Source organism: Pseudomonas sp. S60 (genome assembly GCF_016647865.1).
GTDB classification, from domain to species: domain Bacteria; phylum Pseudomonadota; class Gammaproteobacteria; order Pseudomonadales; family Pseudomonadaceae; genus Aquipseudomonas; species Aquipseudomonas parafulva.
Window position 1 is genome coordinate 31,272 of record NZ_JACVVH010000023.1, and the last position, 25,456, is coordinate 56,727.

18 protein-coding genes and 1 tRNA gene are annotated in these 25,456 nt (G+C 62.9%); 12 read left to right on the forward strand and 7 right to left on the reverse strand.

Annotated features, from left to right (window positions below; translation table 11 throughout):
• Positions 1 to 50 precede the first annotated feature (50 nt).
• Genes IAE33_RS13455 through IAE33_RS13475 form a run of 5 tightly spaced genes read left to right on the forward strand, consistent with a single transcriptional unit; the run spans position 51 to position 5,161 of the window.
• A complete protein-coding gene (locus tag IAE33_RS13455) occupies positions 51 to 1,232 on the forward strand; it encodes an SfnB family sulfur acquisition oxidoreductase (RefSeq protein WP_060482971.1) in 1,182 nt (393 codons plus the stop codon).
• Complete coding sequence (locus IAE33_RS13460) at positions 1,232 to 2,623, forward strand: LLM class flavin-dependent oxidoreductase (RefSeq protein WP_201163846.1); 1,392 nt, start codon at positions 1,232 to 1,234, stop codon at positions 2,621 to 2,623. The genes IAE33_RS13455 and IAE33_RS13460 overlap by 1 nt, the downstream gene beginning before the upstream one ends.
• Positions 2,616 to 3,416: a MetQ/NlpA family ABC transporter substrate-binding protein gene (locus IAE33_RS13465; protein WP_028635378.1), complete on the forward strand. Its 801-nt coding sequence runs from the start codon at positions 2,616 to 2,618 to the stop codon at positions 3,414 to 3,416. The genes IAE33_RS13460 and IAE33_RS13465 overlap by 8 nt, the downstream gene beginning before the upstream one ends.
• 1 nt (position 3,417) lies before the next feature.
• Positions 3,418 to 4,527, forward strand: a complete 1,110-nt coding sequence (locus IAE33_RS13470) for a methionine ABC transporter ATP-binding protein (protein WP_201163847.1) — start codon at positions 3,418 to 3,420, stop codon at positions 4,525 to 4,527.
• Positions 4,517 to 5,161 carry a methionine ABC transporter permease gene (locus IAE33_RS13475; protein ID WP_201163848.1) on the forward strand — a complete coding sequence of 215 codons (645 nt, stop codon included), beginning with the start codon at positions 4,517 to 4,519 and terminating at the stop codon, positions 5,159 to 5,161. Before IAE33_RS13470 ends, IAE33_RS13475 begins: the two co-directional genes overlap by 11 nt.
• A 26-nt stretch (positions 5,162 to 5,187) precedes the next feature.
• Here IAE33_RS13475 and dibA read toward each other — a convergent pair whose 3' ends face one another.
• Positions 5,188 to 7,083, reverse strand: a complete 1,896-nt coding sequence (gene dibA, locus IAE33_RS13480; protein ID WP_201163849.1) for a phosphodiesterase DibA — start codon at positions 7,081 to 7,083, stop codon at positions 5,188 to 5,190.
• A 184-nt stretch (positions 7,084 to 7,267) separates the two neighbouring features.
• Here dibA and desA point away from each other — a divergent pair, with 184 nt between their 5' ends.
• Complete coding sequence (gene desA, locus IAE33_RS13485; protein WP_028635382.1) at positions 7,268 to 8,452, forward strand: delta-9 fatty acid desaturase DesA; 1,185 nt, start codon at positions 7,268 to 7,270, stop codon at positions 8,450 to 8,452.
• 131 nt (positions 8,453 to 8,583) lie between these two features.
• Complete coding sequence (locus tag IAE33_RS13490) at positions 8,584 to 9,570, forward strand: GGDEF domain-containing protein (RefSeq protein ID WP_201163850.1); 987 nt, start codon at positions 8,584 to 8,586, stop codon at positions 9,568 to 9,570.
• A gap of 258 nt (positions 9,571 to 9,828) precedes the next feature.
• On the opposite strand, the gene gabT is transcribed toward IAE33_RS13490, so the two are convergent.
• From gabT to IAE33_RS13510, 4 genes are all read right to left on the reverse strand, one after another.
• On the reverse strand, positions 9,829 to 11,106 hold the full coding sequence (gene gabT, locus IAE33_RS13495; RefSeq protein WP_201163851.1) for a 4-aminobutyrate--2-oxoglutarate transaminase: 1,278 nt from the start codon (positions 11,104 to 11,106) through the stop codon (positions 9,829 to 9,831).
• Positions 11,107 to 11,289: 183 nt separating this feature from the next.
• Positions 11,290 to 12,732, reverse strand: a complete 1,443-nt coding sequence (gabD, locus tag IAE33_RS13500) for an NADP-dependent succinate-semialdehyde dehydrogenase (RefSeq protein ID WP_201163852.1) — start codon at positions 12,730 to 12,732, stop codon at positions 11,290 to 11,292.
• A gap of 224 nt (positions 12,733 to 12,956) precedes the next feature.
• The gene (locus IAE33_RS13505) at positions 12,957 to 14,633 is read right to left on the reverse strand and encodes an aryl-sulfate sulfotransferase (RefSeq protein WP_201163853.1); all 1,677 of its coding nucleotides are present in this window, start codon (positions 14,631 to 14,633) and stop codon (positions 12,957 to 12,959) included.
• 17 nt (positions 14,634 to 14,650) lie between these two features.
• Positions 14,651 to 16,987, reverse strand: coding sequence for a TonB-dependent receptor (locus tag IAE33_RS13510; RefSeq protein ID WP_201163854.1), 2,337 nt, complete (start codon positions 16,985 to 16,987; stop codon positions 14,651 to 14,653).
• 192 nt (positions 16,988 to 17,179) lie between these two features.
• Between IAE33_RS13510 and IAE33_RS13515 the strand changes: the two genes are divergently transcribed.
• The gene (locus tag IAE33_RS13515; protein WP_201163855.1) at positions 17,180 to 18,094 is read left to right on the forward strand and encodes a LysR family transcriptional regulator; all 915 of its coding nucleotides are present in this window, start codon (positions 17,180 to 17,182) and stop codon (positions 18,092 to 18,094) included.
• A gap of 502 nt (positions 18,095 to 18,596) precedes the next feature.
• Here IAE33_RS13515 and IAE33_RS13520 read toward each other — a convergent pair.
• Positions 18,597 to 19,502 (reverse strand): TauD/TfdA dioxygenase family protein, encoded by a 906-nt coding sequence (locus IAE33_RS13520; RefSeq protein ID WP_201163856.1) that lies wholly within the window; start codon positions 19,500 to 19,502, stop codon positions 18,597 to 18,599.
• Between the two features lie 38 nt (positions 19,503 to 19,540).
• Positions 19,541 to 20,578, reverse strand: a complete 1,038-nt coding sequence (locus tag IAE33_RS13525; protein WP_201163857.1) for an ABC transporter substrate-binding protein — start codon at positions 20,576 to 20,578, stop codon at positions 19,541 to 19,543.
• Positions 20,579 to 20,875: 297 nt separating this feature from the next.
• On the opposite strand from IAE33_RS13525, the gene IAE33_RS13530 reads away from it, so the two are divergent.
• The 4 genes from IAE33_RS13530 to IAE33_RS13545 all read left to right on the forward strand — a co-directional run bounded on the left by IAE33_RS13530 (position 20,876) and on the right by IAE33_RS13545 (position 25,406).
• Complete coding sequence (locus IAE33_RS13530) at positions 20,876 to 22,465, forward strand: ABC transporter permease (RefSeq protein WP_442967375.1); 1,590 nt, start codon at positions 20,876 to 20,878, stop codon at positions 22,463 to 22,465.
• Positions 22,462 to 23,325: an ABC transporter ATP-binding protein gene (locus IAE33_RS13535; protein WP_201163858.1), complete on the forward strand. Its 864-nt coding sequence runs from the start codon at positions 22,462 to 22,464 to the stop codon at positions 23,323 to 23,325. The genes IAE33_RS13530 and IAE33_RS13535 overlap by 4 nt, the downstream gene beginning before the upstream one ends.
• A gap of 112 nt (positions 23,326 to 23,437) precedes the next feature.
• A tRNA-Arg gene (locus IAE33_RS13540) sits at positions 23,438 to 23,514 on the forward strand.
• A 161-nt stretch (positions 23,515 to 23,675) separates the two neighbouring features.
• On the forward strand, positions 23,676 to 25,406 hold the full coding sequence (locus IAE33_RS13545; RefSeq protein ID WP_201163859.1) for a dipeptidase: 1,731 nt from the start codon (positions 23,676 to 23,678) through the stop codon (positions 25,404 to 25,406).
• Positions 25,407 to 25,456 lie beyond the last annotated feature (50 nt).

The following is a 25,456-nucleotide window of genomic DNA, read 5'->3' on the forward strand; positions in this document are numbered from 1 at the left end:
CTGCAGCGTGCGTGGGGCCACTGAGTGCCCCCACGCCGCGGAGAAACACCATGACTACAAGCATCATCAGCAACGACGCCGAAGCCCTCGGCGTTGCCGAACACCTTGCCCAGCAGTTGCGCCGCGACAGCGCCCTGCGCGACCGTGAGCGGCGTTTGCCACACGCAGAACTCGAGCTGTTCACCCGCTCGGGGCTGTGGGGCATCAGCGTGCCCAAGGCGTACGGTGGGGCGGGCGTATCCAATGTCACACTGGCCAAGGTGATCGCCCGCATTGCCCAGGCCGACGGTTCACTCGGGCAAATACCGCAGAACCACTTCTACGCGCTGGAAGTGCTGCGGGTAAACGGCACACCCGCGCAGCAACAGCGCCTTTATGCAGAAGTGCTGGGTGGCCGTCGCTTCGGTAACGCCCTGGCCGAGCTGGGCACCAAGACCGCCAATGATCGCACCACCCTGCTGAGCCGCGACGGCGCGGGCTGGCGAATCAATGGCCGCAAGTTCTATGCGACTGGCGCCATCTATGCCCAGCGCATTCCAACCTCGGTGGTTGACGAACAAGGCGTGCAGCACCTGGCCTTCGTGCCCGCCGACAGCCAGGGGCTGCAGGTGATAGACGACTGGAGCGGGTTTGGCCAGCGCACCACTGGCAGTGGCTCTGTGGTGTTCGACAACGTCTGGGTCAACGCCGATGACGTGGTGCCGTTCCAGAGCGTGTTCGAGCGCCCGACACCGGTGGGGCCGCTGGCGCAGATTCTTCATGCTGCCATCGATACCGGCATCGCCCGCGCCGCCTATGAAGACGCCCTGCACTTCGTGCGTACCCGCAGCCGGCCCTGGGTGGACTCGGGTGTGGAACGTGCCAGCGACGACCCGCTGACCCTCAAGAGCTTCGGCCACTTGGCCATACGCCTGCATGCCGCCGAAGCCTTGCTGGAACGTGCCGGCGAATACCTGGACCTGGCCCGAGCGCACAGCACTGCCGACAGCGTCGCCGCTGCGTCCATCGCCGTGGCTGAAGCGCGGGCCATCAGCACCGAAATTGCACTGGCAGCCGGCACCACCCTGTTTGAGCTGGGCGGCAGCCAGGCCACCCTGGCCGAACACAACCTGGACCGCCACTGGCGCAACGCCCGCGTGCATACCCTGCACGACCCGGTGCGCTGGAAGTACCACGCCATCGGCAACTACTACCTCAACGATGCCAACCCGCCACGCAGGGGGACCATCTGATGGCCAGGCACATTCTGCTCAACGCCTTCAACATGAACTGCGTGGGGCATATCAACCATGGCCTGTGGACCCACCCCCGCGACACTTCCACCCAGTACAAGACCCTCGAGTACTGGACCGACCTGGCGCGCCTGCTGGAGCGGGGGCTGTTCGACGGGCTGTTCATCGCCGACATCGTCGGCACCTATGACGTGTATGGCCAGTCGCTGGACGTGCCGCTGAAGGAATCCATTCAGCTGCCGGTTAATGACCCACTGCTGCTGGTGTCCGCCATGGCCGCAGTCACTCGCCACCTGGGTTTCGGCCTGACTGCCAACCTGACCTACGAGGCGCCCTACCTGTTTGCACGGCGCCTTTCCACCCTGGACCACCTGAGCAATGGCCGGGTTGGCTGGAACATCGTGACCGGCTACCTGGACAGCGCGGCCCGCGCCATGGGCCTTGCCCAGCAGCCCGAACACGACCGGCGCTACGACCAGGCCGATGAATACCTGCAGGTGCTGTACAAGCTGCTGGAAGGCAGCTGGGCGGACGATGCCGTGGTTGCCGACCGCCAGCAGCGCGTGTACGCGCACCCCGACAAGGTGCGCAAGGTTCAACACCATGGGGCGTTCTACGACGTGGACGGCTACCACCTGTGCGAGCCGTCGCCCCAGCGCACGCCTGTGCTGTTCCAGGCGGGCAGTTCGCCCCGCGGCCTGGCCTTCGCCGGCAACCATGCAGAATGCGTATTCATCAGCGGCCAGGACAAGGCCGCCACCCGCGCCCAGGTCGACAAGGTGCGTGCCGCAGCAGTAGCGGCAGGGCGTACAGCAAACGCCGTAAAGGTGTTCATGGGCATCACGGTGATCGTTGCGCCCACCGAGCAGCAGGCCCAGGCCCGGCATGCCGAGTACCTGCGCCATGCCAGCGCTGAAGCCGGGGTGGCGCACTTTGCCGCGTCCACCGGCATCGATTTTGCCGCGTACGGCCTCGATGAACCCATCGCCTTCCGCCAGGGCAACGCCATCCAGTCGGCCACCCGTCAGTTGCAGAGCGACGCCTGGACCCGCAGGCGCCTGCTGCAACAGCACGCCCTGGGTGGCCGCTACGTAACCCTGGTCGGCGACCCGCAGCAGGTGGCCGAGCAACTGATCGCCTGGGCCGACGACACCGGCCTGGACGGCTTCAACCTCACCCGCACCGTCACCCCCGAAAGCTTCGAGGACTTCATCGAGCTGGTCGTGCCCCAATTGCAAAAGCGCGGCCGCTACAAAACCGCCTATGCCCCCGGCACCCTGCGAGAAAAACTGTTCGACGCCAGCCACCCACACCTGCCAGCCGACCACCCAGGTTCGGCCTACCGCTTTACCCCCTACCCTGCCCCGACTGGAGCCCTGCACCATGCTTGAGAAACTGTTCCGGCCCGTCGCGGCCATCGCTGTTGCACTGGGCCTTGCAGCCGGCGCCAATGCGGCCGAGCCGCTGAAAATCGGCACCACCTCGGCTTTCGCCATTCCGCTGGAGGCTGCGGTGGAAGAAGCACACAAGCAAGGCCTGGAGGTGAAGCTGGTGGAGTTCAGCGACTGGATTGCCCCCAACGTCAGCCTCAACAGTGGGGACATCGACGTCAATTACTTCCAGCACATTCCCTTTCTGGAAAACGCCAAGGCGGCCGCCGGTTTCAACCTGGTGCCGTACGCCCCTGGCATCATCAACAACGTAGGCCTGTACTCGAAAAAGTACAAAAGCTTTGCCGAACTACCGGATGGCGCCAGCGTGGCCATCGCCAACGACCCCATCAACAGCGGCAGGGGCCTGCAACTGCTGGCCAAGGCGGGGCTGATCACCCTGAAACCCGGGGTCGGCTACAAAGCCACCGAAGACGACATCGTCGCCAACCCGAAGAACCTGAAAATCCTCCAGGTGGAGGCCGTGCAGCTGGTGCGCGCCTATGACGACGCCGACCTGGTGCAGGGCTACCCCGCCTACATCCGCCTGGCCAAGACGTTCGATGCCGGGTCTGCATTGCTGTTCGATGGCCTGGAAAACAAGGAATACGTGATCCAGTTCGTGATCCGCCCACAGAGCAAGGGCGACCCGCGCCTGGCCAAGTTCGTCGACATCTACCAGCATTCGCCGGTGGTGCGGGCAGCGTTGGACAAGGCCCACGGCACGCTGTACCAGGCAGGTTGGGAGGGGTGACATGAGCCAGACCAGCGCACTGAAGGTGCCAGGTGCCGCGCCCCTGCCGCTGCAGGCCGAGCCGCTGACCCTGCGCCCGGATGTGAATGACGCCCACGTGCGCTTCATAGGCCTGGGCAAGACCTACCCGGGCCAGGCGCAGCCCGCCCTGCAAGGCATCGACCTGAACATCCGCCGTGGTGAAATCTTCGGCATCATTGGCCGCAGCGGTGCTGGCAAGTCCTCGCTGCTACGCACCATCAACCGCCTTGAGCAGCCCAGCCATGGCCGGGTGCTGGTGGACCAGGTGGACATTGGCGGGTTCGACGAGGACCAACTGGTGAACCTGCGCCGCAGCATTGGCATGATCTTCCAGCACTTCAACCTGATGTCGGCCAAGACGGTGTGGCAGAACGTGGAGTTGCCGCTGAAAGTGGCTGGCATGGCCAAGGCCGAGCGCCAGCGCAAGGTACGCGCCCTGTTGCAACTGGTAGGCCTTGAGGAAAAGCACCAGGTGTACCCGGCGCAGCTGTCGGGGGGCCAGAAGCAGCGGGTAGGCATCGCCCGGGCACTGGTGCACGACCCACGCATATTGCTGTGCGATGAAGCCACTTCCGCACTGGACCCGGAAACCACCGCATCGATTCTTGAGCTGCTGCGCGACATCAACCGGCGCCTGGGCCTGACCATCGTCCTGATCACCCATGAAATGGCGGTGATCCGCGACATCTGCCACCAGGTCGTGGTGCTGGACCGCGGCCAGGTGGTGGAACAGGGCGAAGTCTGGCGGGTGTTCGGTGCGGCACGCCATGCCGTGACGCGCACATTGCTGGCACCGTTGCAACCCAGGTTGCCAGACGCGTTGACGGGCCGCCTGCAAGCCAGCCCGGCAAGCCGGGACAGCGCCGTGGTGCTGAAGCTGACGGTGTTGGGCGAACCGGACCTGACTGCATTGTTCAACACGTTGGGCGGCAGCGTGCGGTTGCTGCAGGGCGGGGTACAAGCCATCGGCGAGCATGCCCTGGGGCAGTTGATCGTGTCGGTGCAGCATTCGCCGCATGCGACCGGCCCGTTACTGGAGCGGGCCCGTCGCTGGGCCGAAGATGTGGAGGTGCTGGGTTATGTGGTTTGATCGCTTGCTGCAGGGCTTGCTTGATACCTTGTTGATGGTGGGTGTGTCATCGCTGATCGCCCTGCTGGCCGGTGTGCCGATGGCAGTGTTGCTGGTCACCAGCGACAAAGGCGGCATCTTTGCGGCCCCCACGCTGAACCGCGCGCTGGGGGCGTTCGTCAACCTGTTCCGGTCCATCCCGTTCCTGATCCTGATGGTCGCGCTTATTCCCTTCACCCGTATGGTGGTTGGTACCACCTATGGCGTATGGGCCGCAGTAGTGCCACTGACCATCGCCGCCACGCCGTTTTTTGCACGCATTGCCGAGGTCAGCCTGCGGGAAGTGGACCACGGCCTGGTAGAGGCGGCGCAGGCCATGGGTTGCCGACGTTGGCACATCGTCTGGCACGTACTGTTGCCCGAAGCGCTGCCGGGCATCGTGGGGGGCTTCACCATCACCCTGGTTACCCTGATCAACTCATCGGCCATGGCGGGTGCCATCGGCGCCGGGGGGCTGGGGGACATCGCCTACCGTTATGGCTACCAGCGCTTCGACAGCCAGATCATGCTGACTGTAATTGCCATGCTGGTGGCGCTGGTGGCGTTGATCCAGCTGGGCGGGGACCGCCTGGCGCGCGGGCTGAACAAGCGTTGAAAAGGTGCCGGGCCAACCCGGCACACTCAGCCCCAGCGCAAATCCTGCGCTGCGACTGGCCGCCCGAACCAGTAACCCTGGCCTAACTGGCATTGCTCCTGCAGCAGCAGGCTGGCCTGCTCCGGCTGCTCGATGCCTTCGGCATGCACCTGCATGCCCATGCTGCGCGCCAGGGCAATGATCACCCGCACGATGGCCACATCGTCTTCGTCGAACGGCAAGCCAGCGACGAAGCCCTGGTCGATCTTGAGTTTCTGTACCGGCATCCGCTTGAGCCGCAGCAGCGACGAGTAGCCGGTGCCGAAGTCATCGATGGCCAGTGCCACGCCCAGCTCACGCAGGCGATGCAGTTGCTCCAGCGCCACTTCGGGGTCTTCCATCACGGCGCTTTCGGTAACTTCCAGCTCCAGCAGTGCAGGCGAAAGGCCCGTGTCGTGCAACACGTCGGCTACCTGCCGGTACAGCTCACGCTGGCCAAACAGGCGGCTTGAGATATTCACTGCCACGAAGGCCAGCGGGCGGCCTTCCTGCTGCCAGCGCATCATCTGCCGGCAGGCATTGCGCAGTACCCAGGCATCTATCTCGGCAATCAGCCCGGTACGTTCGGCGATGGGGATGAATTCTACCGGTGGCACCAGCCCCCGCTGCGGGTGCTCCCAACGCACCAGGGCTTCTACACCCACCTGGCTACCGGTCGCCAGGTCGTGCACGGGCTGGTAGTACACCCGCAGTTCATCGTGCTCCAGCGCCCGCCGCAGCTCCCCTGCCGTTTCCACCCGCTGCTGGGCGTGGGCGGTCAGTTCCTCGGTGTACAGCGCATAACAGGCTCGGCCGTTGCTCTTGGCCTTGTACAGGGCCGAGTCGGCGTTGCGCAGCAACTGCTCGGCACTCAGGGCGTCACTGGGGAACAGGCTGATACCGGCGCTGACGCTGATGAACAGCCGATGGCCCTCGAATACGAATGGCTCACGCATGCGGTCGATGATGCCCTGGGCCAGCTTGCCGGCCTGGCCCAGGTCCTGGCAATGCTCGGCCAGCACGCCGAATTCGTCACCGCCCAGGCGCGCCAGGGTCACGCCGCTGACCACCACCTCGCCCAGGCGATCACCCACCAGCTTCAGCAACTGATCGCCGATGGTATGGCCCAGGCCGTCGTTGATGCTCTGGAAGTGGTCGAGGTCCAGCAGCAACAGTGCACAGCCGCGCTTTTTTGCCTGCGCAGCCACCAGCGCCTGCTGCACGCGGTCGGTGAACAGCAGGCGGTTGGGCAGGTCGGTGAGCGGGTCGTGGTGGGCCAGGTAGGCCAGCTCCTGCTCGGAATGCTTGATCGCGCTGATGTCGCTGAACACCGCGACGTAATGGCTGAGCTCGCCGTCGTCGTCGCGGATCGCGCAGATGGTCTGCCACTGCGGGTAGATTTCGCCGCTCTTGCGCCGGTTCCAGATCTCGCCGCTCCACTCGCCCTTCTCGGAGAGGGTGGCATAGATGTGCTTGTAGAAGTCCGGGCCATGGCGCCCCGACTTGAACTTGCTCGGGCGCTGGCCGATCACCTCGTCCTGCCGGTAACCGGTGATACGCATGAAGGCGCGGTTGACGTGCACGATCAGGCCTTTGCGGTCGGTGACCAATACCCCTTCGAGCGTGCTGTCGAACACAGCGGCGGCCATGCGCAGGCGTTCCCGGTCCTCGCCCCGCAAGCGCGCACCGATGCCGATGAAGTTCAGCAACCTTACGCGTGACACATAGATCAGCAACGCACTGAGCAGTACCCAGACCACCAGGTTGATCTGCCGCCCTACGGTACGGGCCAGGGGATCGTCAGTCATGCCGTGCAGCATCACCTCGGCCATTACCAGCCAGAGGATCGAGAGCACCACATACAGCGCAGCCATGCGCAAGGCGTCGCGAACGGAAACAGACATGTCGGGTGGAATTGCCCATGCAAAAGGATGGGGGATTATAAAGGTTCTGCTGCGCTGTGCGACCGCTGCACGGCGCGCCGCGCAAAGATCGCCTGAAACATCACGTGGTCAGCTGCGACTGGTTTTATTTCCCCGCCAAGGGATAATCGGCCCTTCCCCCTGCATTTCGAGGGTATTTGCATTTATGTGGTACAACGGCCTGCTCGACTTGTCGGCCTGGCAACTGGTCGGCATCACTTTGTTGATGACCCATGTGACCATTGTCAGCGTCACGGTCTACCTGCATCGCTACTCGGCGCACCGGGCACTGGAGCTCAACGCCGGGCTCAAGCATTTCTTCCGTTTCTGGCTGTGGCTGACCACGGCGCAGAACACCCGCGAATGGACCGCCGTCCACCGCAAGCACCACGCCAAGTGCGAAACCCCGGACGACCCGCACAGCCCGGTGTACAAGGGTTTGGGTACGGTACTGCGCAAGGGCGCCGAGCTTTACCGCGAAGAGGCGCGCAACCCCGACACCTTGCGCATCTACGGCAAGAACTGCCCGGATGACTGGCTGGAGCGCAACGTCTATTCGCGCTACAAACTCGGTGGCATCGCGCTGATGGCGGTGATCGACCTGCTGCTGTTCGGCACGGCGGGTATCACCATCTGGGCGGTGCAGATGATGTGGATCCCCTTCTGGGCCGCCGGCGTGGTCAACGGCCTTGGCCATGCAGTGGGCTATCGCAATTTCGAATGCCGCGACGCCGCCACCAACCTGGTGCCGTGGGGCATCGTGATTGGCGGCGAAGAGCTGCACAACAACCATCACACCTACCCCAACTCGGCCAAGCTGTCGGTGCGGCGCTGGGAGTTCGACATGGGCTGGGCATGGATTCGCCTGTTCTGCCTGCTGCGCCTGGCCAAGGTCCAGCGGGTGGCACCCATCGCCCACCGGGTGGCGGGCAAAGCCAGCCTGGACATGGACACGGCCATGGCCATCCTCAACAACCGCTTCCAGATCATGGCCCAGTATCGCAAGCTGGTCATCGGCCCCCTGGTGAAGCAGGAACTGGCGCGCGTGGATGCGTCCGTTAGCCACCACTTCCGCCGTGCCAAACGCCTGCTGTCGCGGGAAACCAGCTTGCTGGAAGACCGCCATCACGTGCGTATCGAGTCCATGCTGGCCCACAGCCAGGCGCTCAAGACCATCTATGAAAAGCGCCTGGCGCTTCAGCAGATATGGGCCCGCACCAGCGCCAATGGCCATGACATGCTGGCAGCCATGAAAGACTGGGTGCACGAAGCGGAAACCAGCGGCATCCATGCCCTGCGCGAGTTCGCCGCGCAACTGAAGACCTACTCCCTGCGGCCTACTGCCGCCTGATGTTCCGTTGATCGGCGCGCCCCTTTTTGGGGCGTGCCGTTCAGGAACTTCGCCCGCCTGTTTCGACTCGAACTGCCCACATCGGCCGGAAGGTGGCCGCACCTTTACCCGTCGAGACGCGCTCCGTGCCCATGGCCAAGAACATACCCACGATTCTGCCCGGTACCCCTCCCCCTGACGCCGCCAAGACATTGCTGGCTCTGCTCCACGCCCAAGGCGAAGTCGCGCGCCTGAGCGAGCGCGAGCAGCTGTTCAGTACGCTGCTCAACAGCGTGAACGCAGTGTTGTGGGCATTCGACTGGGAGACCCGCCAGGTGCTGTACGTCAGCCCTGCCTACGAGCGCATCTTTGGCCGCCCGGTTAGCCTGGTAATGGCCGACTTCAATGAATGGCGGGACAGCATCTACCCTGACGACCTGGAGTTCGCCGAACGCAGCCTTGCCCAGGTGTTGCTCAAAGGCTCGGTGGAAGACCGGGAGTACCGCATTCTGAACGCCGAAGGTGATGTGCGCTGGCTTAGCGACAAGTGCTACGTCAACCAGCAGCGCGACAGTGACCGGGTGATCATCGTGGGTATCGCCGAGGACATCACCGAAAAGAAGCGCCTGGAGGGCGAACTGCAGCGCCTTGCCACCACCGACGTACTCACCCAAAGCAGCAACCGCCGGCACTTCTTCGAGTGCGCCAAACAGGCCTTCGACAAGGCCCGTGAGGACGAGGCGCCGCTGACCTTCCTGTTGCTGGATATCGACGACTTCAAGGCGATCAACGACAGCTACGGCCACCAGGAGGGAGACCAGGTGCTGCAACGCATCGCCGACAGCGGCAAGGCGGTGCTGCGCAGGGGCGACCTGTTCGGGCGGATTGGTGGCGAGGAATTTGCGGCGGTATTCCCTGGCTGTACGGCCAAGGTGGCGGAGCAGATTGCCGAACGGCTTCAGCGGGAGATACAGCGGTTGAATTTTGGCCAGTCAGAGCGCATGTACGGCGTAACCATCAGCCAGGGCCTGACCGGTTTGACTGCCGAAGACGACACGCTCGACAGCCTGTACGCACGGGCAGATGCCGCGATGTACCAGGCCAAGCGCCAGGGCAAGAACCAGATCGTCCACGGGTAAGCGTCGCTTGAATAGCAGGGGCCGCAGAGCCGTCCCTGTGGAGGCGACTGTCACGCACAAAATCTGAGAGTTGGCCCAATCACTGTGGGAGCGGGTTTACCCGCGAAGCAGACAGCGCGGTGCAGGGCACCGGCTTCGCCGGTTTTCGCGGCTGAAGCCGCTCCCACAGGTGACTGCTAACTCAACAAGTTATGTGCAGTTCCACAGGAGCGGCTCGCCGGCGATGGGCCGCAGAGCGGCCCCACTATCAGCGTAAGATCACGCCAGTTCGGCGAAGCACTCTTCGATGATGACCAGGCCTTTGTCCAGCAGTGCGTCTTCGGCGGTCAGCGGAACCAGGATACGCAGGACGTTGCCGTAGGTGCCGCACGACAGCAGGATCAGGCCCTTGTCACGGGCCTTGGCCACAACCTGGGCAACGGCAGCGGCGTTCGGGGTGTGGGTACCCTTCTCGAACACTTCTACAGCAATCATCGAACCCAGGCCACGTACGTCACCGATGATCGGGTGCTTCTGCTGGATTTCACGCAGGCCGGCAGTGAGGCGCTCGCCAACGGCTTTGCTGCGGTCCAGCAGTTTTTCTTCTTCGAACACGTCGATAACGGCGAGTGCAGCGGCACAGGCGATCGGCGAGCCGGCGTAGGTGCCACCCAGGCCACCGGGGGCGATTGCATCCATGTACTCGGCCTTGCCGCACACACCTGCCAGCGGGAAGCCGCCAGCAATGGATTTGGCGAAGGTGGTCAGGTCAGGCGCAACGCCCATTTGCTCCATGGCGAAGAAGGTACCGGTACGGCCGGCGCCAGTCTGCACTTCGTCAGCGATCAGCAGAATGCCGTGCTGGTCGCACAGGGCACGCAGGCGCTTCATCAGCTCTTTAGGCGCTGGCAGGAAGCCGCCTTCGCCTTGTACCGGCTCAAGGATGATGGCCGCGATATCGCGTGGCTCGGCATCGTTCTTGAAAATGCGCTCGACCGAGGCAATGGCGTCGTCAACGCTGACACCGTGCAGTTCGCTCGGGAACAGCGCACGGAACACGCCGCCTGGCATCAGGCCCATGCCTGCGGAGTACGGTACGACCTTGCCGGTCAGGCCCAGGGTCATCATGGTACGGCCGTGGTAGCCGCCGGTGAAGGCTATGACGCCAGCACGGCCGGTGGCTGCACGGGCAATCTTGACGGCGTTTTCAACGGCCTCGGAGCCGGTGGAAACCAGCAGGGTCTTCTTGTCGAAGTCGCCCGGTACCAGCTTGTTGATCTTCTCGCACAGCTCCACGTAGGGCTCGTACGCCAGCACCTGGAAGCAGGTGTGGCTGACCTTGGTCAGCTGCTCTTGCACGGCCGCAACCACCTTGGGGTGCAGGTGGCCGGTGTTCAGTACGGCGATGCCGCCCGCGAAGTCGATCAGTTCGCGGCCTTCAACGTCGATAACGGTGGAGTTCTTTGCCGATTCAACGAAGATCGGGTGAATCTGGCCGACACCACGTGGAACTGCGGCGACACGACGTTGCATCAAGGATTCGTTGGTCTTGCTCATAATGCCCTCATTGCGCCGGTCTGGAATGGCGCTTTTATTCGGGGGTGGCTGGGAGTGCCCACGGTCAGTATTCGTTGATCGACCGCCGCGAACGCCCTGGCCACCAGGTACTGCGCTGTAAAAAAGGCCAGCGAGACGTCGCTCTCGCGCCCCGCTGGCAGAGGTAAAGCCTTTAGCGTGCGATCAGATGCTGATGCACAGGTACTTGATTTCGAGGTAGTCCTCGATACCGTACTTGGAGCCTTCGCGGCCCAGGCCCGAAGCCTTGATGCCGCCGAATGGCGCCACTTCGTTGGAGATCAGGCCGGTGTTGATACCCACCATGCCGTACTCCAGCGCTTCGGCGACACGGAACACACGGCTCATGTCACGGGCATAGAAGTACGACGCCAGGCCGAACTCGGTGTCGTTGGACATGGCGATGACTTCGGCCTCGTCCTTGAAGCGGAACAGCGGGGCCAGCGGGCCGAAGGTTTCTTCCTTGGCCACTGCCGCGTTTTTCGGCACATCCACCAAGATGGTCGGCTCGAAGAAGTTGCCTTCGATCAGCTTGCCACCGGACAGCACCTTGGCGCCTTTGCCTACGGCGTCTTCGATGTGTTCCTGAACCTTGGCCACGGCCTTGCCATCGATCAGCGGGCCGGTGGTGGTGCCTTCTTCCAGGCCGTTACCAATCTTCAGCTTGGCAACTGCTGCGGCCAGCTTCTGGGCGAACGCGTCGTACACGCCGTCCTGCACATAGATGCGGTTGGCGCAGACGCAGGTCTGGCCGTTGTTGCGGTATTTGGAGATGATCGCGCCCTCGACCGCCTTGTCCAGGTCGGCGTCGTCGAACACGATGAACGGGGCGTTGCCACCCAGCTCCAAGGAAACCTTCTTGATGTCCTTGGCGCACTCTTCCATCAACTGGCGACCGATTTCGGTCGAGCCGGTGAAGGAGAGCTTGCGCACCAGGGAGTTGCCGGTCAGCTCGCCGCCCACTTCACCGGCGCTGCCGGTAACGACGCTGAGCACGCCAGCCGGGATGCCGGCACGGTTGGCCAGCTCGACCAGGGCCAGTGCCGAGTATGGGGTCTGAGAGGCAGGCTTGAGCACCATGGTGCAGCCAGCAGCCAGGGCCGGGCCGGCTTTACGGGTGATCATGGCAGCCGGGAAGTTCCACGGGGTGATGGCTGCGGTAACGCCGATTGGCTGCTTGATGACGATCAGGCGCTTGTCTGGCTGGTGGCCCGGGATGGTGTCGCCATAGACGCGCTTGGCTTCTTCAGCGAACCATTCGATGAACGAGGCGGCGTAGGCAATTTCGCCCTTGGCTTCGGCCAGGGGTTTGCCTTGCTCGGTGGTCATCAGGCGAGCCAGGTCGTCCTGGTTCTCGATCATCAGTTCGAACCAGCGACGCAGCTTGGCCGAGCGCTCCTTGGCGGTCAGTGCGCGCCAGGCCGGCAGGGCCTTGTCGGCAGCTTCGATGGCGCGGCGGGTTTCCGCAGTGCCCATCTTCGGCACGGTACCGATGACTTCACCTGTGGCCGGGTTGGTCACATTGATGGTCTGGCCGCTGTCCGCATCCAGCCACTCACCGTTGATGAAGGCTTGCTGGCGGAACAACTGAGCGTCTTTGAGCTGCATGTCGGCTTCCCGAATTGTTGATTGTTGAAAGCGCCCAACGCAGGGCATCGAGCGTTTGAAATCTCAAACGAATGCTAAGCGTCTGCTGGGGTGTTGGACAATAGGCTGTTCGAAAAAAAGAACGAGTGGTTGAACACCCGAGTGGATGTTTCATGAATGTGGGCTGGGGCGGATGGCCCTGCGGCAGGCAAGCCGGCCCCTACAGGGCCGGTACAGGCAGAAAATCAGAATGCCTTGTCGAGGTCGATCACCAGCGCCCGGTAGCCTACGCTGCCGGGCTGCCTGCTGTGCACCTTCAACTCCACCAACACTTCCTGGGTACCCCGCCGGACCTCGTTGAGCACGGTTGTGGTCAGCTTTTGCGGTGTCAGGAAGTTCACTGACGCCGAATAGATGAACTGGGTGTCGGTGTCGGCTCTATAAGCCACCACGGAGGTCACCGGGCTGTACCACTCGTCTCCGCGCTCCTTGCCGTACTCCCACACTTGCTCCACCAGGCCTTTGCCCTCGTCGATGCGGTATTCCACTGCGCGGCTGTAGTTCCCGCTCAAACGAGTGGGCGCAAAGCCCCGGCCCCAGCCGTTGTCGAACACGGTCAGCGTGCCTTTGCCGGTCAGCCAGGCTGTGTGCTGGGTCCATGACCAGTCGAAGCTGTCGCTGTGCACCGGCGTCAGCACCTTGTGCCGCAGGCGCTCGGGCCAGCCCTGGGGCGAGGCGAGGATCCACTTCACCTCCTTGTCACGGCCAATCTTCACCACCCCCTGGTGACGGGCTGAAACGATGATGCTGTCGTCATCGGCATCGTAATCGATGGCATTGACGTGCGCCCAGTTACGCCCGGTGCCCACCCCCGGGGTATCGCCAAACGGCAGATCCCCCTCCGCCAGCTCGTTCGCCAGCCGGTCGCCCTGCCGGCTGACGCCCGGGGGCAACTGGATGGCCGCTTTGCCCAGTGTTTCCAGCAGGTCGCCACGGTAGGGGTCGAGGATCTGGTTGAGGTCCCAGAACTCCAGCACATCGCCGGCCTCGTTCACTTCGATGATGTGGTCGCGAATGGAGCGTACACGCTTGCCGTCCGGACGACGGTAGTCGCTGGTGCCTACGCGCAGCAGGTAGGTGCCGTTGCTGGTCTCGCGGATCTCATGGGAGAAGTCTGCGAACTTGTCGGGCAGGCTGCGCTGCCAGATACGCCGCCCCAGCAAGTCGTACTTGGAGTAGGTTTGCCCCTGCCCCCAAATCAGCTTGCCATCGCGAGTTTGCTGGAAGCCCATAGTGCCCCCCAGGCCATCGCGACGGTTGGAGTCGTGAATCTGCTCGATGTCCAGGTACCAGCGCACGTCGCCGTTGGTATCGGCGATCCAGTTGTTGCCCACCTGGTCCCACTCGGCGGCGCCGCCCAGGCCATTCCACTTGAAAGCACGCCCGCCCGGGATGTCCCCAAGCAGGTGGTTGAACAGGTACAGGCGTTTTTCAAACCCGGGCGCCACCTGCACCGGCTCCACCTCCGGCAAGGCGGCCGTCTGCCTGGCAACCACCGGCAGGCGCACAGCCGGCGCGTAGATCTGGTACTGCTCACGCATGCGCTGGCCATCAAGCTTGTAGGTCACTTCCACCTGGTTGACATGGTCGGGGTACAACCCGAAAACCGGAATGCCCCCGTAGGTCCACAACGAACGGTCGGACACCTCATAGGCGATGTCCACCCCGCGCTCACCCCGGCCCAGCACACGTACATGGGCAGCACTGAGGCTGCGGCCGCCGTCGCGGATGATCGCGGTGAGCGGCGCCAGCCGGTAAGGGTTGACCACCACATCGCCCAGCAACGCTTCGTCGGGCTGTGGCACTTTCGCGGTCAGGCACGCGCCCTCAGGCAATACGGGTGTTTCTGTCTTGGCGTTCATGGCAAAGCTCCTTGTGCTCAGAAGTCGTAACGGGCAGTGGCGCCGAAGGTACGCGGGGTACCGAGCGCACCGGCATAACCGCCGTTGGCGGAGTTCCACAGGCTGGTGAAGTAGGTCTTGTCGCCAGCGTTCTTCACCCAAAGCGACAGGTCGACAACGCCATCGCCCTGGTCCAGGCGCACGCCGGCAGACAGGTTGACCAGTGCATAGCTGGGGATCTGGCCAAAATCAGAGTCGTCGATGGTGCCCACGGCCTTCGAGCGGAAGGCGTAGCTGGCGGTGACGTAAGGCTCGACCCGCTCGGTGGCCTGCCATTTGTATTGGGCATTGAGGTTGGCGATGTACTTGGAGGCGCCGACCACCTGATGGCCAGACAGGTCGCAGGTGGCATTGGCGCTGGCCAGGCTGATCTCCGGCGGGCACGGCGCGTCCTTGTACTCGGTGTAGCGCACGTCGTTCCACGAACCGTTGAAGTTGACCGTTAGCCCCCGCACCGGCAACGCCGTGGCCTCGAATTCAAGCCCGCGCGAGCGCACGCGGCCGGCATTGGCCAGGTACTGCACGCGGTTGACCTGGTCGTAGACGTTGGCCTGGTAGCCATGCACTTCGGCCCAGAACAGGTTGGTATTGAGCTGCAGGCGGTTGTCGAACAGGCTGCTTTTCAGGCCCAACTCGGCATTGTTGACCCGCTCGGTGCCCACCAGCAGCGAGCCAGTACCCAAGCGGGGCGCCGCGCCGACGGTGAGGTTCACTCCACCCGATTTCTCGCCGTGAGTCAGGGTGGCGTAGCCCAGCAACTGCTCGTTGAAGCGATAGCTGAGGCCTAGCAGGCCAGAGGGGCTGAAGCTGTACTGGTTGAGGTCGCCCGAATCGTACGCACCTGCGCGGCCCTGACGCGCAGCTGCGGCGGCCCCGCTGACCGCCGCGCCGCCGCTGGGCGCATTGCGGGTAACCCAGGCACTCTTTTCTTCATAGGTGCCGCGTACGCCGGCAGTGAAGTCCAGGCGGTCGGTGACATGCCAGGTGCCTTGGGCGAACAGCGCGTAGCTGTCGGTATCGATGTGACCGTTACCGAGGGTGTCGACGTTGGCCAGCGCACCTGCCGGGGTCTGGTTCCAGATATCAGCCTGTGGGCCGTAATAGGTGAACGACTTGTTGTCCAGGTCCTGCTTGAAGTAGTAAGCGCCCAGTACATAATCGAAAGCGCCGCCGGTCGGGGATGCCAGGCGGATTTCCTGCGAGTACTGCTTGTCGCGCACCGCTACACCGGCGTTATAGGCCGCCGGCACATTCAGGCCGTCATCGTTGCGCGGGGTGAAATCCCACCAGCGGTAGGCGGTGATGGAGGTCAGGGTGAAGTCGTTGGGCAGGGTCCAGTTGGCTTCCACCGAGGTCCCTCCCTGGAACACGGTGACTTGTTGGTCGGCATCGAAGTTGACCTTGCGGTCCTTGCCCGATACCAGTGTCGCGCCAGCCTGTGCAGCCAGGCTCTGGTAGCGGTTGATGCCGTTGATGGTCGGCCCGGTGCTGTAGAGGCTCAGGATGCCGTTGTCGGAATCCTCTTCGTTGTACTCCCCGATCCAGCGCAGGTTGAAATTATCACTGGGCTTGAACAACAGCTGCGTGCGAAAGCCCTGGCGTTTGCCGCCATTGAGCGTGTCGCCGTTGTGCACGTTTTTCACATAGCCGTCGTCTTCGGTGCGATAAGCACTGATGCGCCCGGCCAGGGTGTCACTGAGCGGGCCCGAGAAACTGCCCTGGGTCTGCCGATACCCGTCTTCACCAATGGACTGCTGGATACTGCCTTCACGGTGGAAGGTAGGTTTGCGCGTGGTCACGTTGAGCACACCGGCGGTGGTGTTCTTGCCGAACAGGGTGCCTTGCGGGCCCCGCAGCACCTCAAGTTGCTCCACGTCCAGCAGGTCGAACACCGCCATGCCCGGGCGGCCCAGGTAGACGTTGTCCAGGTAGATGCCCACGCTGCCCTCCAGGCCGTCGCTGGCGGGGTTGTTGCCAAGCCCGCGTATGGAAATGCTCGACTGGCGGGCATGCACGTACGCCACGTTGGTACTGGGCACCAGTTGTTGCAGATCCTGCACGCGATAAACACGCTGGGTTTCCAGGGCTTCACTGCCCAGCACGCTGATGGGCGTAGGCACGCTCTGCGCGGTTTCTTCACGCCGCCGGGCGTTGACCGTGACGGTGCCCAGCTTGGCCTCCTGCTCCACAGCAGGGGCAACAGGCCCTACTTCTTCGGCGAAGCTGGGCACGGAGGCCGCCAGCAGAACACCGGCCGCTAGCGGGTGCAGGGTGAAACGTGAGGCGCGCGATGGCTTTCGGGTGTGTCCGGACATGCAGATGCTCCTTGAGGCTTGGCCCTGGGCGAGCATTTCCGTTGGCGGAACCGAATCGCGGGAATGGGGGCTTATATTCTTTTAAGAGATATAAATATTTTTAAAACATATTATGTGGAATAAGAGACTCCCTTTATAAGGGGACAGACCCTTGTCATCAATTGCATTCGGCCGAAGGTTTCAATGTAGAAAATGCATATCGATCTGCGTCAGCTACGCCACTTCATCGCCTTGGTTGAACACCGCAGTTTCGTGGCGGCGGCTGCGGCAGTGAACCTGTCGCAGTCAGCCTTCAGCCGCAGCATCCAGACGCTGGAGCACAATGTGGGTTGCCGCCTTGTGGACCGCGCCAGCAAGGACTTGCCCCCTACGCGCCAGGGGCTGCTGGTGCTGGAACACTCGCGCCGGCTGGTGCATGGCGCGCACAACCTGGTCAATGAAATTCAACAGTTCAACGGCGCCACGACCGGCGTGGTGCGCTTCGGCTCGGGGCCTGCGCCGGCAGGGGGCCTGGTGCCGCGGGCGGTGGCACGGTTCGTGGCCGAGTACCCTGCCGCGCGCACGTGCTTTCAGGTGGATAACTGGCAGGCACTGAACCGCAAGCTGGTCGCCGAGGAAATCGAGTTCTTCGTGGCCGACACCCGCCAGTTCGAATCAGACCCGGATTACCAGGTGCACAGGCTGGCACCCCAGCGCTGGCATTTCTGCTGCCGCGCCGGGCACCCGCTGGCCAGGCAACAGCGCGTGCAGGCGCGGGACCTGTTCGATTACCCGATGGCCACCACCTTTCGCCCGCCGAATATCCGCAAGATCCTCAGCGATCTCAGCGGCCGGCAAGACTTTCTGCCGTCGGTGGAGTGCGAGCATGGGTACGCATTGCTGAACGTGGTGATGCACTCGGACACCATCGGCATCGCCTGCAATGCCAATTTGCGGCCCTATCAACATGAAGAGGGCCTGGTGAAGCTGGAACTGGCCGACCTGACGCAAGAGCAGCGGGAGGCCTGCCATACCCGTTATGGGGTAGTGAGCCGGGTGGGGTATGGGTTATCGCCTTTGGCGCAGGGGCTGGTCAGGCAGTTGATTGCCTGTGATGGGGAAGTCTGAGAAGCGAACCAGCCCATGGATAACCTGGGAGCCACTGGCCTGCACAAATCTGACAGCTGGCGCAATCATTGTGGGAGCCACTGTCTTTCACAAAACCTGAACGCTGGCGCAGTCCACTTTGTGGGAGCGGGTTTACCCGCGAATGCGTCAGTAGCGTCACCATTGCATTCGCGGGTAAACCCGCTCCCACAAGATAGATGCCAGCGTTCAGAATGTTGGCAGACAGTTAATTCCACCGGCTTTTTAATCAACTAATCCGTACTGCGCTACCGCGCGGGCAGTGACTCAATAAGCAAACCACATTCCCTGTGGGAGCGGGTTTACCCGCGAAGCAGACAGCGCGGTGTATGGCACCGGCTTTGCCGGTGTTCGCGGCTGAAGCCGCTCCCACAAGGTAGATTGCGCCAGCGTTCAGATTTTGTGGGGCAGTCCAGACGGAGTATCCACAGGCCCGTCATCATTCATGGGCCCAGAGCACAACTGTTGTAAGCCGCTGCGTATCTCAACCCTTGCGCGTGGTGCGGCTCTGTTGACCATCCACCCCCACCGGCACCTCACCGGCCAGGGTCACACGGCGAACCACCCGGGGCTGGGTGCCGTAGTCATCCACTGCGTAATGCTGGGTCGCACGGTTATCCCAGATGGCCACGTCCCCGGCCTTCCAGCGCCAGCGTACGGTGTTCTCAAGGCGCGTCACATGGCCCTGCAGCACGGCGAACAGGTGCTGCGAATCGGCCAGGGAATAGCCCTTGATACGCTTCACAAAGTGCCCCAGTTGCAGGGCTCGCTCACCACTGACCGGGTGTACCCGCACCACCGGGTGTTCGGTCTCGTACACCGTGGAGGTGAACACCTTGCGGTAGTGCTCGAGCTTGGCAGGGTCTACGTCCGGCTTGAGCGTTGCGTAATCGTATTCGTTGCTGTGGACTGCCCACAGCGAGTCGGCCAGCTTGCGCAGCGCATCAGGCAACTCCTGGTAGGCCGCTGCGGTGTTGGCCCACACCGTGTCGCCACCCGACGCCGGGGCCACCACACTGCGTAAAATGGACGCCTTGGGGTAGGCGTCGACGAAGGTCACGTCGGTATGCCACGAGTTGGCCCGTTGGCCTTGGGCCCCGTCGAGCTGCAACAGGTAGCGGGTCCCGTCTACCACCGGCACGGTGGGGTGAGCGACTGGCTCGCCAAGCAGTTTGGCAAAGCCTTCCTGGCTCGCATCGTCCAGGTGCCCCTGGTCCCTGAAAAAGATCACCTTGTGCTGCACCAGCGCAGCCTGGATGGCCGCCACCGTGGCAGCGTCCAGGTCGGCAGACAGCTTCACGCCGTGGATCTGCGCGCCGATACGGCCGGCAACCGGTTGAATGTCGAGGTCAAGGGTGTGCGGCACAGCGGCCAGGGCAGCGTTACTCATGGTTGTGGTCCTTGCTTTGATTATGGGGGGTTGAGGGTTCAGCGCGCGGCCTGCACCGCATGTTCCTGCTGCAATGCAGCATCGAGGAAGCGGGGTTCGACCCAATCGGCCACCTGGAAGCCACGGCGGATCAGGCGCTCCTTGGCAGCCAGGTCAACGCCCTGCTGCAACTGGCTGATGAAGCCAGGGTCCAGGCGCGGGTCGAAGTACTGGGCGAGGTCTTCCTTGGCCAGGTCATCACGCAGAATGCTGAGCGGCCAATTGGCGTTGCTGGCCACCAGTTCAAGGTAGGCCTCGCGGTTGCGTTCGTTTCGCAGCCAGGTGCTTGCCTGCTCCTGTGCGTTGACCAGGCGCTGCACCAGTTGCGGGTATTTGCGGATGAAATCGCCCGTGCCCAGCAACACCGATTGGGTCCCCCCTGCCCCAAGCAGGTCGCGGGAGCTGACCGGTATTTCCACCAGGCCGCGCTCGCGCAACGACAGCAGGCTGGACAAGCCCCAAGTGGCGTCGATCTGCCTGGCCGCCAGTGCGGCGTTGGCAGCGTTGAAGTCGAGGTTGATGACTTTCAGGTCACGCTCGGTCAGCCCCTGGCTGGCGAGGGCACTGGCGAACGACAGCTGGTTGGCAGTGCCGCGGAATACCGCCACGCGCTTGCCCTTGAGATCGTGCAGGCTTTTGATACCCGAGCCGGGCACCACCCCCAGGTAGCTTTTTACCCCCCGCACACCGGCGGCCAGCACCCGGGTATCCAGCCCGTTGGCCTTGCCGACGATGGCAGCCAGGTCACCCAGGTAGGCAAAGTCGGCCTGCCCGTTGGCCAAGGCTTCGTTGACCACAGGGCCTGCCCCCTTGAAGAAATGCCAGTCGATACGAATACCGTCTTTGGCGAATTCCTTTTCCAGCAGCTGCTGGTTACGCAACACATCCACCACGCCACCGGCACTGGGCTTGCTGCCTGCGCTCAAGTCGGGCACAGCGATGCGGATGCTCGATGGGTTGGCCGGTTCGGCGGCTTGAATGTTCAGGCTGAGGGCCAGCCCAAAGGCCGTGATCAGATGTCGCAAAGGGGTTTTCATGGCAAGGCTCCAGGGCAGGCCGCCGCCGGAAACGCCCGGCGCTGTGGGCTGAAGCTAGGCCGCGTTGGATAAAAGCTACAAAGACCAAAAACTCATTTTTTTGTAACCGAATGGCATAAACGAGCGTTCATGCCTTCTGCGGGCAGGCTTGCGAAAAACGCATAGAAAATATGAGGAAAACGCAATGCCTGAAGGGTTTCATCAGGCGAGAACACCGTGCTCTTATCTCTTGAAGATCACCCATGGATATTTTTAATTCCATAAGTGAATAAACCAAAAATCTTCGAGATTCGGCTGATGGATGGAGCTTCAGGCACAACACGATTCTGGCTGCCAAGCCTCCTGCCCGGCTCACACGCCGTGCAACGTTTCATGCGGCAAAGCCTGCCATGGCTGGTGCCTTTGACGGTTGCCGCCCTGTGGCTGACCGCGACACAACAGCACTGGATGAGTGAGCAGATCCTGCCTGCACCAGCACTGGTATGGGACAGCGCCGTGGAGTTCGGCTCGGGCGAACTCTGGGGGCACCTGTGGATAAGCTTGCAGCGCCTGTTCTGGGGGCTGTCTGTCGGGATCGGCAGCGGCTTGTTGCTGGGGGTGTGGCTGGGGGCGTCACGCCAGGCGCAGACGTTGGTGCTGCCAACATTCATTGCGCTGGCACAGATACCGACACTGGCCTGGATCCCGCTGTTCATGCTGTTCTTCGGCATAGGTGAATGGCTGAAGCTGGTGGTGCTGGTCAAGGCCGTGGTGGTGCCGGTGACCCTGCACACACTGGTGGGCGTACGCGATGCCCAGCCCAAGTTGCGCGAAGCCGCCTTGGCCTTACGGCTGCCACGCCACCTGCTGTTGCTGCGCCTGCTGCTGCCGGCAGCCTTGCCGGCGTTTCTCACCGGCGTGCGGCTGGCCTTGGCCACGGGCTGGACATCCCTGCTAGCCGTCGAGCTGCTGGCCTCGAGCGAAGGCATCGGTTACCTGATGGTGTGGGGGCGGCAGCTGTTCATGCTCGACCTGGTCATGCTGTGCATTCTGGTGATCGGCCTGGTGGGGGCACTGCTGGAGCGCAGTTTTTCGGCTTTGGAAAAGCGCCTGCTGTTCTGGCCACAAGCAGCCACAGGGGAGCAACGGCACGGGGCGGTGCCGCGCAGCTGGCAGAGCCTGCTGCTGCCCGTGGCGCTGCTGGCGGTGTGGCAGGCCAGCAGCCGCTATGGTTGGGTCGACACCAATATCCTGACCTCCCCGCTGCAGGTCCTGCACACGCTGCTTGACGGCCTGGCGGACGGCTCCTTACCCCAGGCGCTGCTGGCTAGCCTGCAACGCACCCTGACCGGCCTGATGCTGGGCGGCGGTGCAGGCCTGCTGGTCGGGTTGCTGCTTGGCCTTTCAACCACGGCCGAACGCCTGTTCGGGCCCAGCCTGTCGGCCTTGCGGCAAGTGGCGCTGTTTGCCTGGGTGCCGCTGCTCACTGCATGGTTCGGCCTGGGTGAGGCCGCCAAGCATGTCTTCGTAGGGCTGGCAGCGTTCTTCCCGCTGATGATCGCCACACAACGTGGCATTGCCAGCCTCTCGCCGCAGCTGGGCGAAGCCGCCCGCACCTTGCGCCTGAACCTGTGGCAACGCCTGCGCCTTCTGGTGCTGCCCGGCGCGGCGCCGGCCATTTTTGCCGGGCTGCGCCTGTCACTGATCTACGCCTGGCTGGGCACGATCGGGGCTGAGTATTTCATGCCTTCGGACGGCGGCATCGCCAGCCTGATGATCGGCGCGCAGCAATTGTTCCGCATGGACCAGGTGATGGCTGCCATGGTTCTGATCGGCCTTATCGGCGCCCTGCTCGGTACCCTTGGGCAACGCCTGGAATCACGCGCAACGCGCTGGAGAACCGCATGAACGCCTTTAACACTTCGCACTTGAAAGCGGCCAACCAGGCCGATGTTCGCCCGCCGCTGGTCAGTTTCGAAGGGGTCGGAAAAGTGTTCACCGTTGATGGACGCCCCTTCGAGGCCATCCACAATTTCAACCTGTCGATCCGCGAAGGCGACTTCGTTGCCATTGTCGGTGCTTCCGGTTGCGGCAAATCCACGCTGCTGCGCCTGTTGGTGGGGCTGGACACCGACTACAGCGGCAGCATCCAGGTGGATGGCAAACCCGTGAGCGGTATTGGCGGCGAACGCGGTATCGTGTTCCAGGAGCACCGCCTGTTCCCCTGGCTGAGCGTAGAGCAGAACATCGCCCTGGGCCTGGTAAACGAGCACCTGACGCAGGGCGAACGCGCCCGCCGCGTGCACGAGTTCGTGCAGCTGGTGGGCTTGGTGGGGTTCGAATCGGCGTACCCGCACCAGTTGTCTGGCGGCATGGCACAACGCGTAGCCATCGCTCGCGGCCTGGTGGCAAGCCCGCGTATCCTGTTGCTCGACGAGCCTTTTGGCGCACTCGATGCACTGACCCGCCAGCAACTGCAGGATGAACTGCTGGCCATCCGTGAACGCGCCGGCATCACCACCTTGCTGGTAACCCACGACGCCGAGGAGGCGACCTACCTGGCTGATCGGGTAGTGGTGCTGGAACCGCGCCCGGGCCGTATCAAGTCGGTGGTGCAGATCGACCTGCCGCACCCCAGGCTGCGCACAGGTGTTGCGCTGCACGGGCTACGCGAGCAGGTGCTGCATCAGATTACCGGGCACGGCGGCTACCTATCGCCGCCAGCCCCGCGTGTCGAGGGCCTGCGGCCAGAGCTGATCGCACTATGAGCGATGGGGGAGGCTGCAGCTGCGAAGGCCCTCGGGCTGAGCAGGCCAGAAAACAGCTACAGATCAAGGCGATGGACGACACCGGCCGAGATGGGTATCATGCGTGCGCGTTGCACTCGTAGCTCAGCTGGATAGAGTACTGCCCTCCGAAGGCAGGGGTCGTGGGTTCGAATCCCGCCGAGTGCGCCATATCAAAAAAAGCCCCAGGCCAGTGCCTGGGGCTTTTTCGTTTGTGCGACATGTCGCATTCCTGGCACTCCCGTACCACGGGCCATTAATGATAGCGTGGGCGTCTCCCCGTTTTCCAAAACGGGCCCACAACAATGATTGGCGAAGGAATGCGCACACCCATGTACCTGAAAAACCTGATCACCACTTCCCTGCTGGCGGCCGGCATCGGCTTGTTCGCCCTGCCCGCCCAGGCCAACCTCAGCCAGCATCAGTCTGCTGCAATCGTGAAAGCCTTCGACGGCGTTATCTTCAGTGACTTCAAGCAGTTCCTCGGTAAGCTCAAAAGTAGCGAACTGGCCAAAGCTGATGACCTGGGTACTACCCTCGATGCTTATCTGGCGGGTAAGCCGCTGGCAGTCGAGCAGCAAAATGAAATCAATCGTCTACTTGGCCTGTATACCCGTATCAAGTATGGCAAGGAGGCCCTAGGCACCCTGCGTGGGCTCGTTGAAGCCCGCACCTTCCGCGTCGAGGGAGTACCACAGCACCAGAACCCGGAATTTCTGAAGATCGCCGACCTGATCGCGGCTCAGGCCGGTTACCTGGGCCTGACCTTCCGCAACATCGACAACCGCGTCTATGAAATTTCGCTGGGCAGCGGCAAGGAAGTCGTCGGCCTACATGCCCACGCCGACGTAGTACCGGTGAACCCGGATAACTGGAAATTGCCCGACGGCACGCGCCTGGACCCGTTCAAGGTCACCTTGGTGGGTGACCGCATGTATGGCCGCGGTACCGAGGATGACAAGAACGGTATCGTAGTGGCGATGTACGCGCTGAAGGTGGCAAAAGACGAAAACCTGCCGCTCGCACGGCAGTTCAAACTGCTGATCGACACCACCGAAGAAACCACCGGCGATGCCATCCCCTACTATTTCGAGCGCAACCCCACGCCGGACTACAACCTGGCGCTGGACGGCGGCTACCCGGTGGTCATCGCCGAAAAAGGCTATGGCACGGTCATGGCAACCTTCAACAAGCGCGCAGCCAGCGGCACCGGTGCTGAAATCACCGGCCTGACCGGCGGGCTAGCCACCAATCAGATCCCCACCACATCGGTGGCCACCCTGGTCGCAGACAACCCCGCTGCCGTGGCTAAAAGCCTGAGCGACGCAGGAGCCGACTATGTCAAACGTAATGGCGGCGACTTCAGCATCGAGGCCAAGGCCGAAGGCAACAAGGTGGTGCTGACAGTGGCCGGCGTTTCGGCGCACTCTTCCGAACCGGAGTCGGGCGTGAACCCGGTGGCGCGCATGCTGGGCTTCATCAACGGGCTGGGCCCACAGGTGCCGCTCAAGCAAAACCAGTTCACCGATGCAGCCCGCTACGCGGCAGAGAATTGGGGCCTGGACTACCTGGGCAACAAGCTGGGCATTGCTTACAAAGACGCCTTCATGGGGCCGCTGACCGCTTCGCCGACATTCGTTGGTATGGATGACAAGGGCCTGAAGCTTGCCGTGAACCTGCGCATCCCCAAAGGCAAGCCCATTGCCACGATCCAGGATGAAATCGCTGGGAAGCTCGGCAAATGGAGCGAGCAAAGCCACACCTCGGTGGCCTTCGACTACAGCCTGGACGAGCCGATGTACCGCAACCCAGAGGGTGAGTGGGTGAAAGCGCTGCTGGCAGTGGCCACCGAGAACCTGGGCATGAAGCACGAGTTTGGCACCTCGGCAGGTGCAACTTCAGTGCACGACTTGCCCAATGGCGTGCAATTCGGCCTGGCCATGCCAAACGTGAAATACACCGGGCACAACGACAACGAGTTCAAGACCGTGGAGCAGTTCATGCTGGACTTGCAGATCGTCAGTGAAATGGTCGCGCGTATCGGGCAAATGCCGAAGCTCTGAGGCGGCATGCACTGCATTCAGGCGGGGGCGGTATCAGCTGAAAAAAGCGC

Coding starts and splice junctions, on each gene's coding strand:
- IAE33_RS13455 (WP_060482971.1), top strand. CDS start 51: ATGACTACAAGCATCATCAGCAACGACGCCGAAGCCCTCGGCGTTGCC.
- IAE33_RS13460 (WP_201163846.1), top strand. CDS start 1,232: ATGGCCAGGCACATTCTGCTCAACGCCTTCAACATGAACTGCGTGGGG.
- IAE33_RS13465 (WP_028635378.1), top strand. CDS start 2,616: ATGCTTGAGAAACTGTTCCGGCCCGTCGCGGCCATCGCTGTTGCACTG.
- IAE33_RS13470 (WP_201163847.1), top strand. CDS start 3,418: ATGAGCCAGACCAGCGCACTGAAGGTGCCAGGTGCCGCGCCCCTGCCG.
- IAE33_RS13475 (WP_201163848.1), top strand. CDS start 4,517: ATGTGGTTTGATCGCTTGCTGCAGGGCTTGCTTGATACCTTGTTGATG.
- dibA (WP_201163849.1), bottom strand. CDS start 7,083: ATGTCTGTTTCCGTTCGCGACGCCTTGCGCATGGCTGCGCTGTATGTG.
- desA (WP_028635382.1), top strand. CDS start 7,268: ATGTGGTACAACGGCCTGCTCGACTTGTCGGCCTGGCAACTGGTCGGC.
- IAE33_RS13490 (WP_201163850.1), top strand. CDS start 8,584: ATGGCCAAGAACATACCCACGATTCTGCCCGGTACCCCTCCCCCTGAC.
- gabT (WP_201163851.1), bottom strand. CDS start 11,106: ATGAGCAAGACCAACGAATCCTTGATGCAACGTCGTGTCGCCGCAGTT.
- gabD (WP_201163852.1), bottom strand. CDS start 12,732: ATGCAGCTCAAAGACGCTCAGTTGTTCCGCCAGCAAGCCTTCATCAAC.
- IAE33_RS13505 (WP_201163853.1), bottom strand. CDS start 14,633: ATGAACGCCAAGACAGAAACACCCGTATTGCCTGAGGGCGCGTGCCTG.
- IAE33_RS13510 (WP_201163854.1), bottom strand. CDS start 16,987: ATGTCCGGACACACCCGAAAGCCATCGCGCGCCTCACGTTTCACCCTG.
- IAE33_RS13515 (WP_201163855.1), top strand. CDS start 17,180: ATGCATATCGATCTGCGTCAGCTACGCCACTTCATCGCCTTGGTTGAA.
- IAE33_RS13520 (WP_201163856.1), bottom strand. CDS start 19,502: ATGAGTAACGCTGCCCTGGCCGCTGTGCCGCACACCCTTGACCTCGAC.
- IAE33_RS13525 (WP_201163857.1), bottom strand. CDS start 20,578: ATGAAAACCCCTTTGCGACATCTGATCACGGCCTTTGGGCTGGCCCTC.
- IAE33_RS13530 (WP_442967375.1), top strand. CDS start 20,876: ATGGATGGAGCTTCAGGCACAACACGATTCTGGCTGCCAAGCCTCCTG.
- IAE33_RS13535 (WP_201163858.1), top strand. CDS start 22,462: ATGAACGCCTTTAACACTTCGCACTTGAAAGCGGCCAACCAGGCCGAT.
- IAE33_RS13545 (WP_201163859.1), top strand. CDS start 23,676: ATGTACCTGAAAAACCTGATCACCACTTCCCTGCTGGCGGCCGGCATC.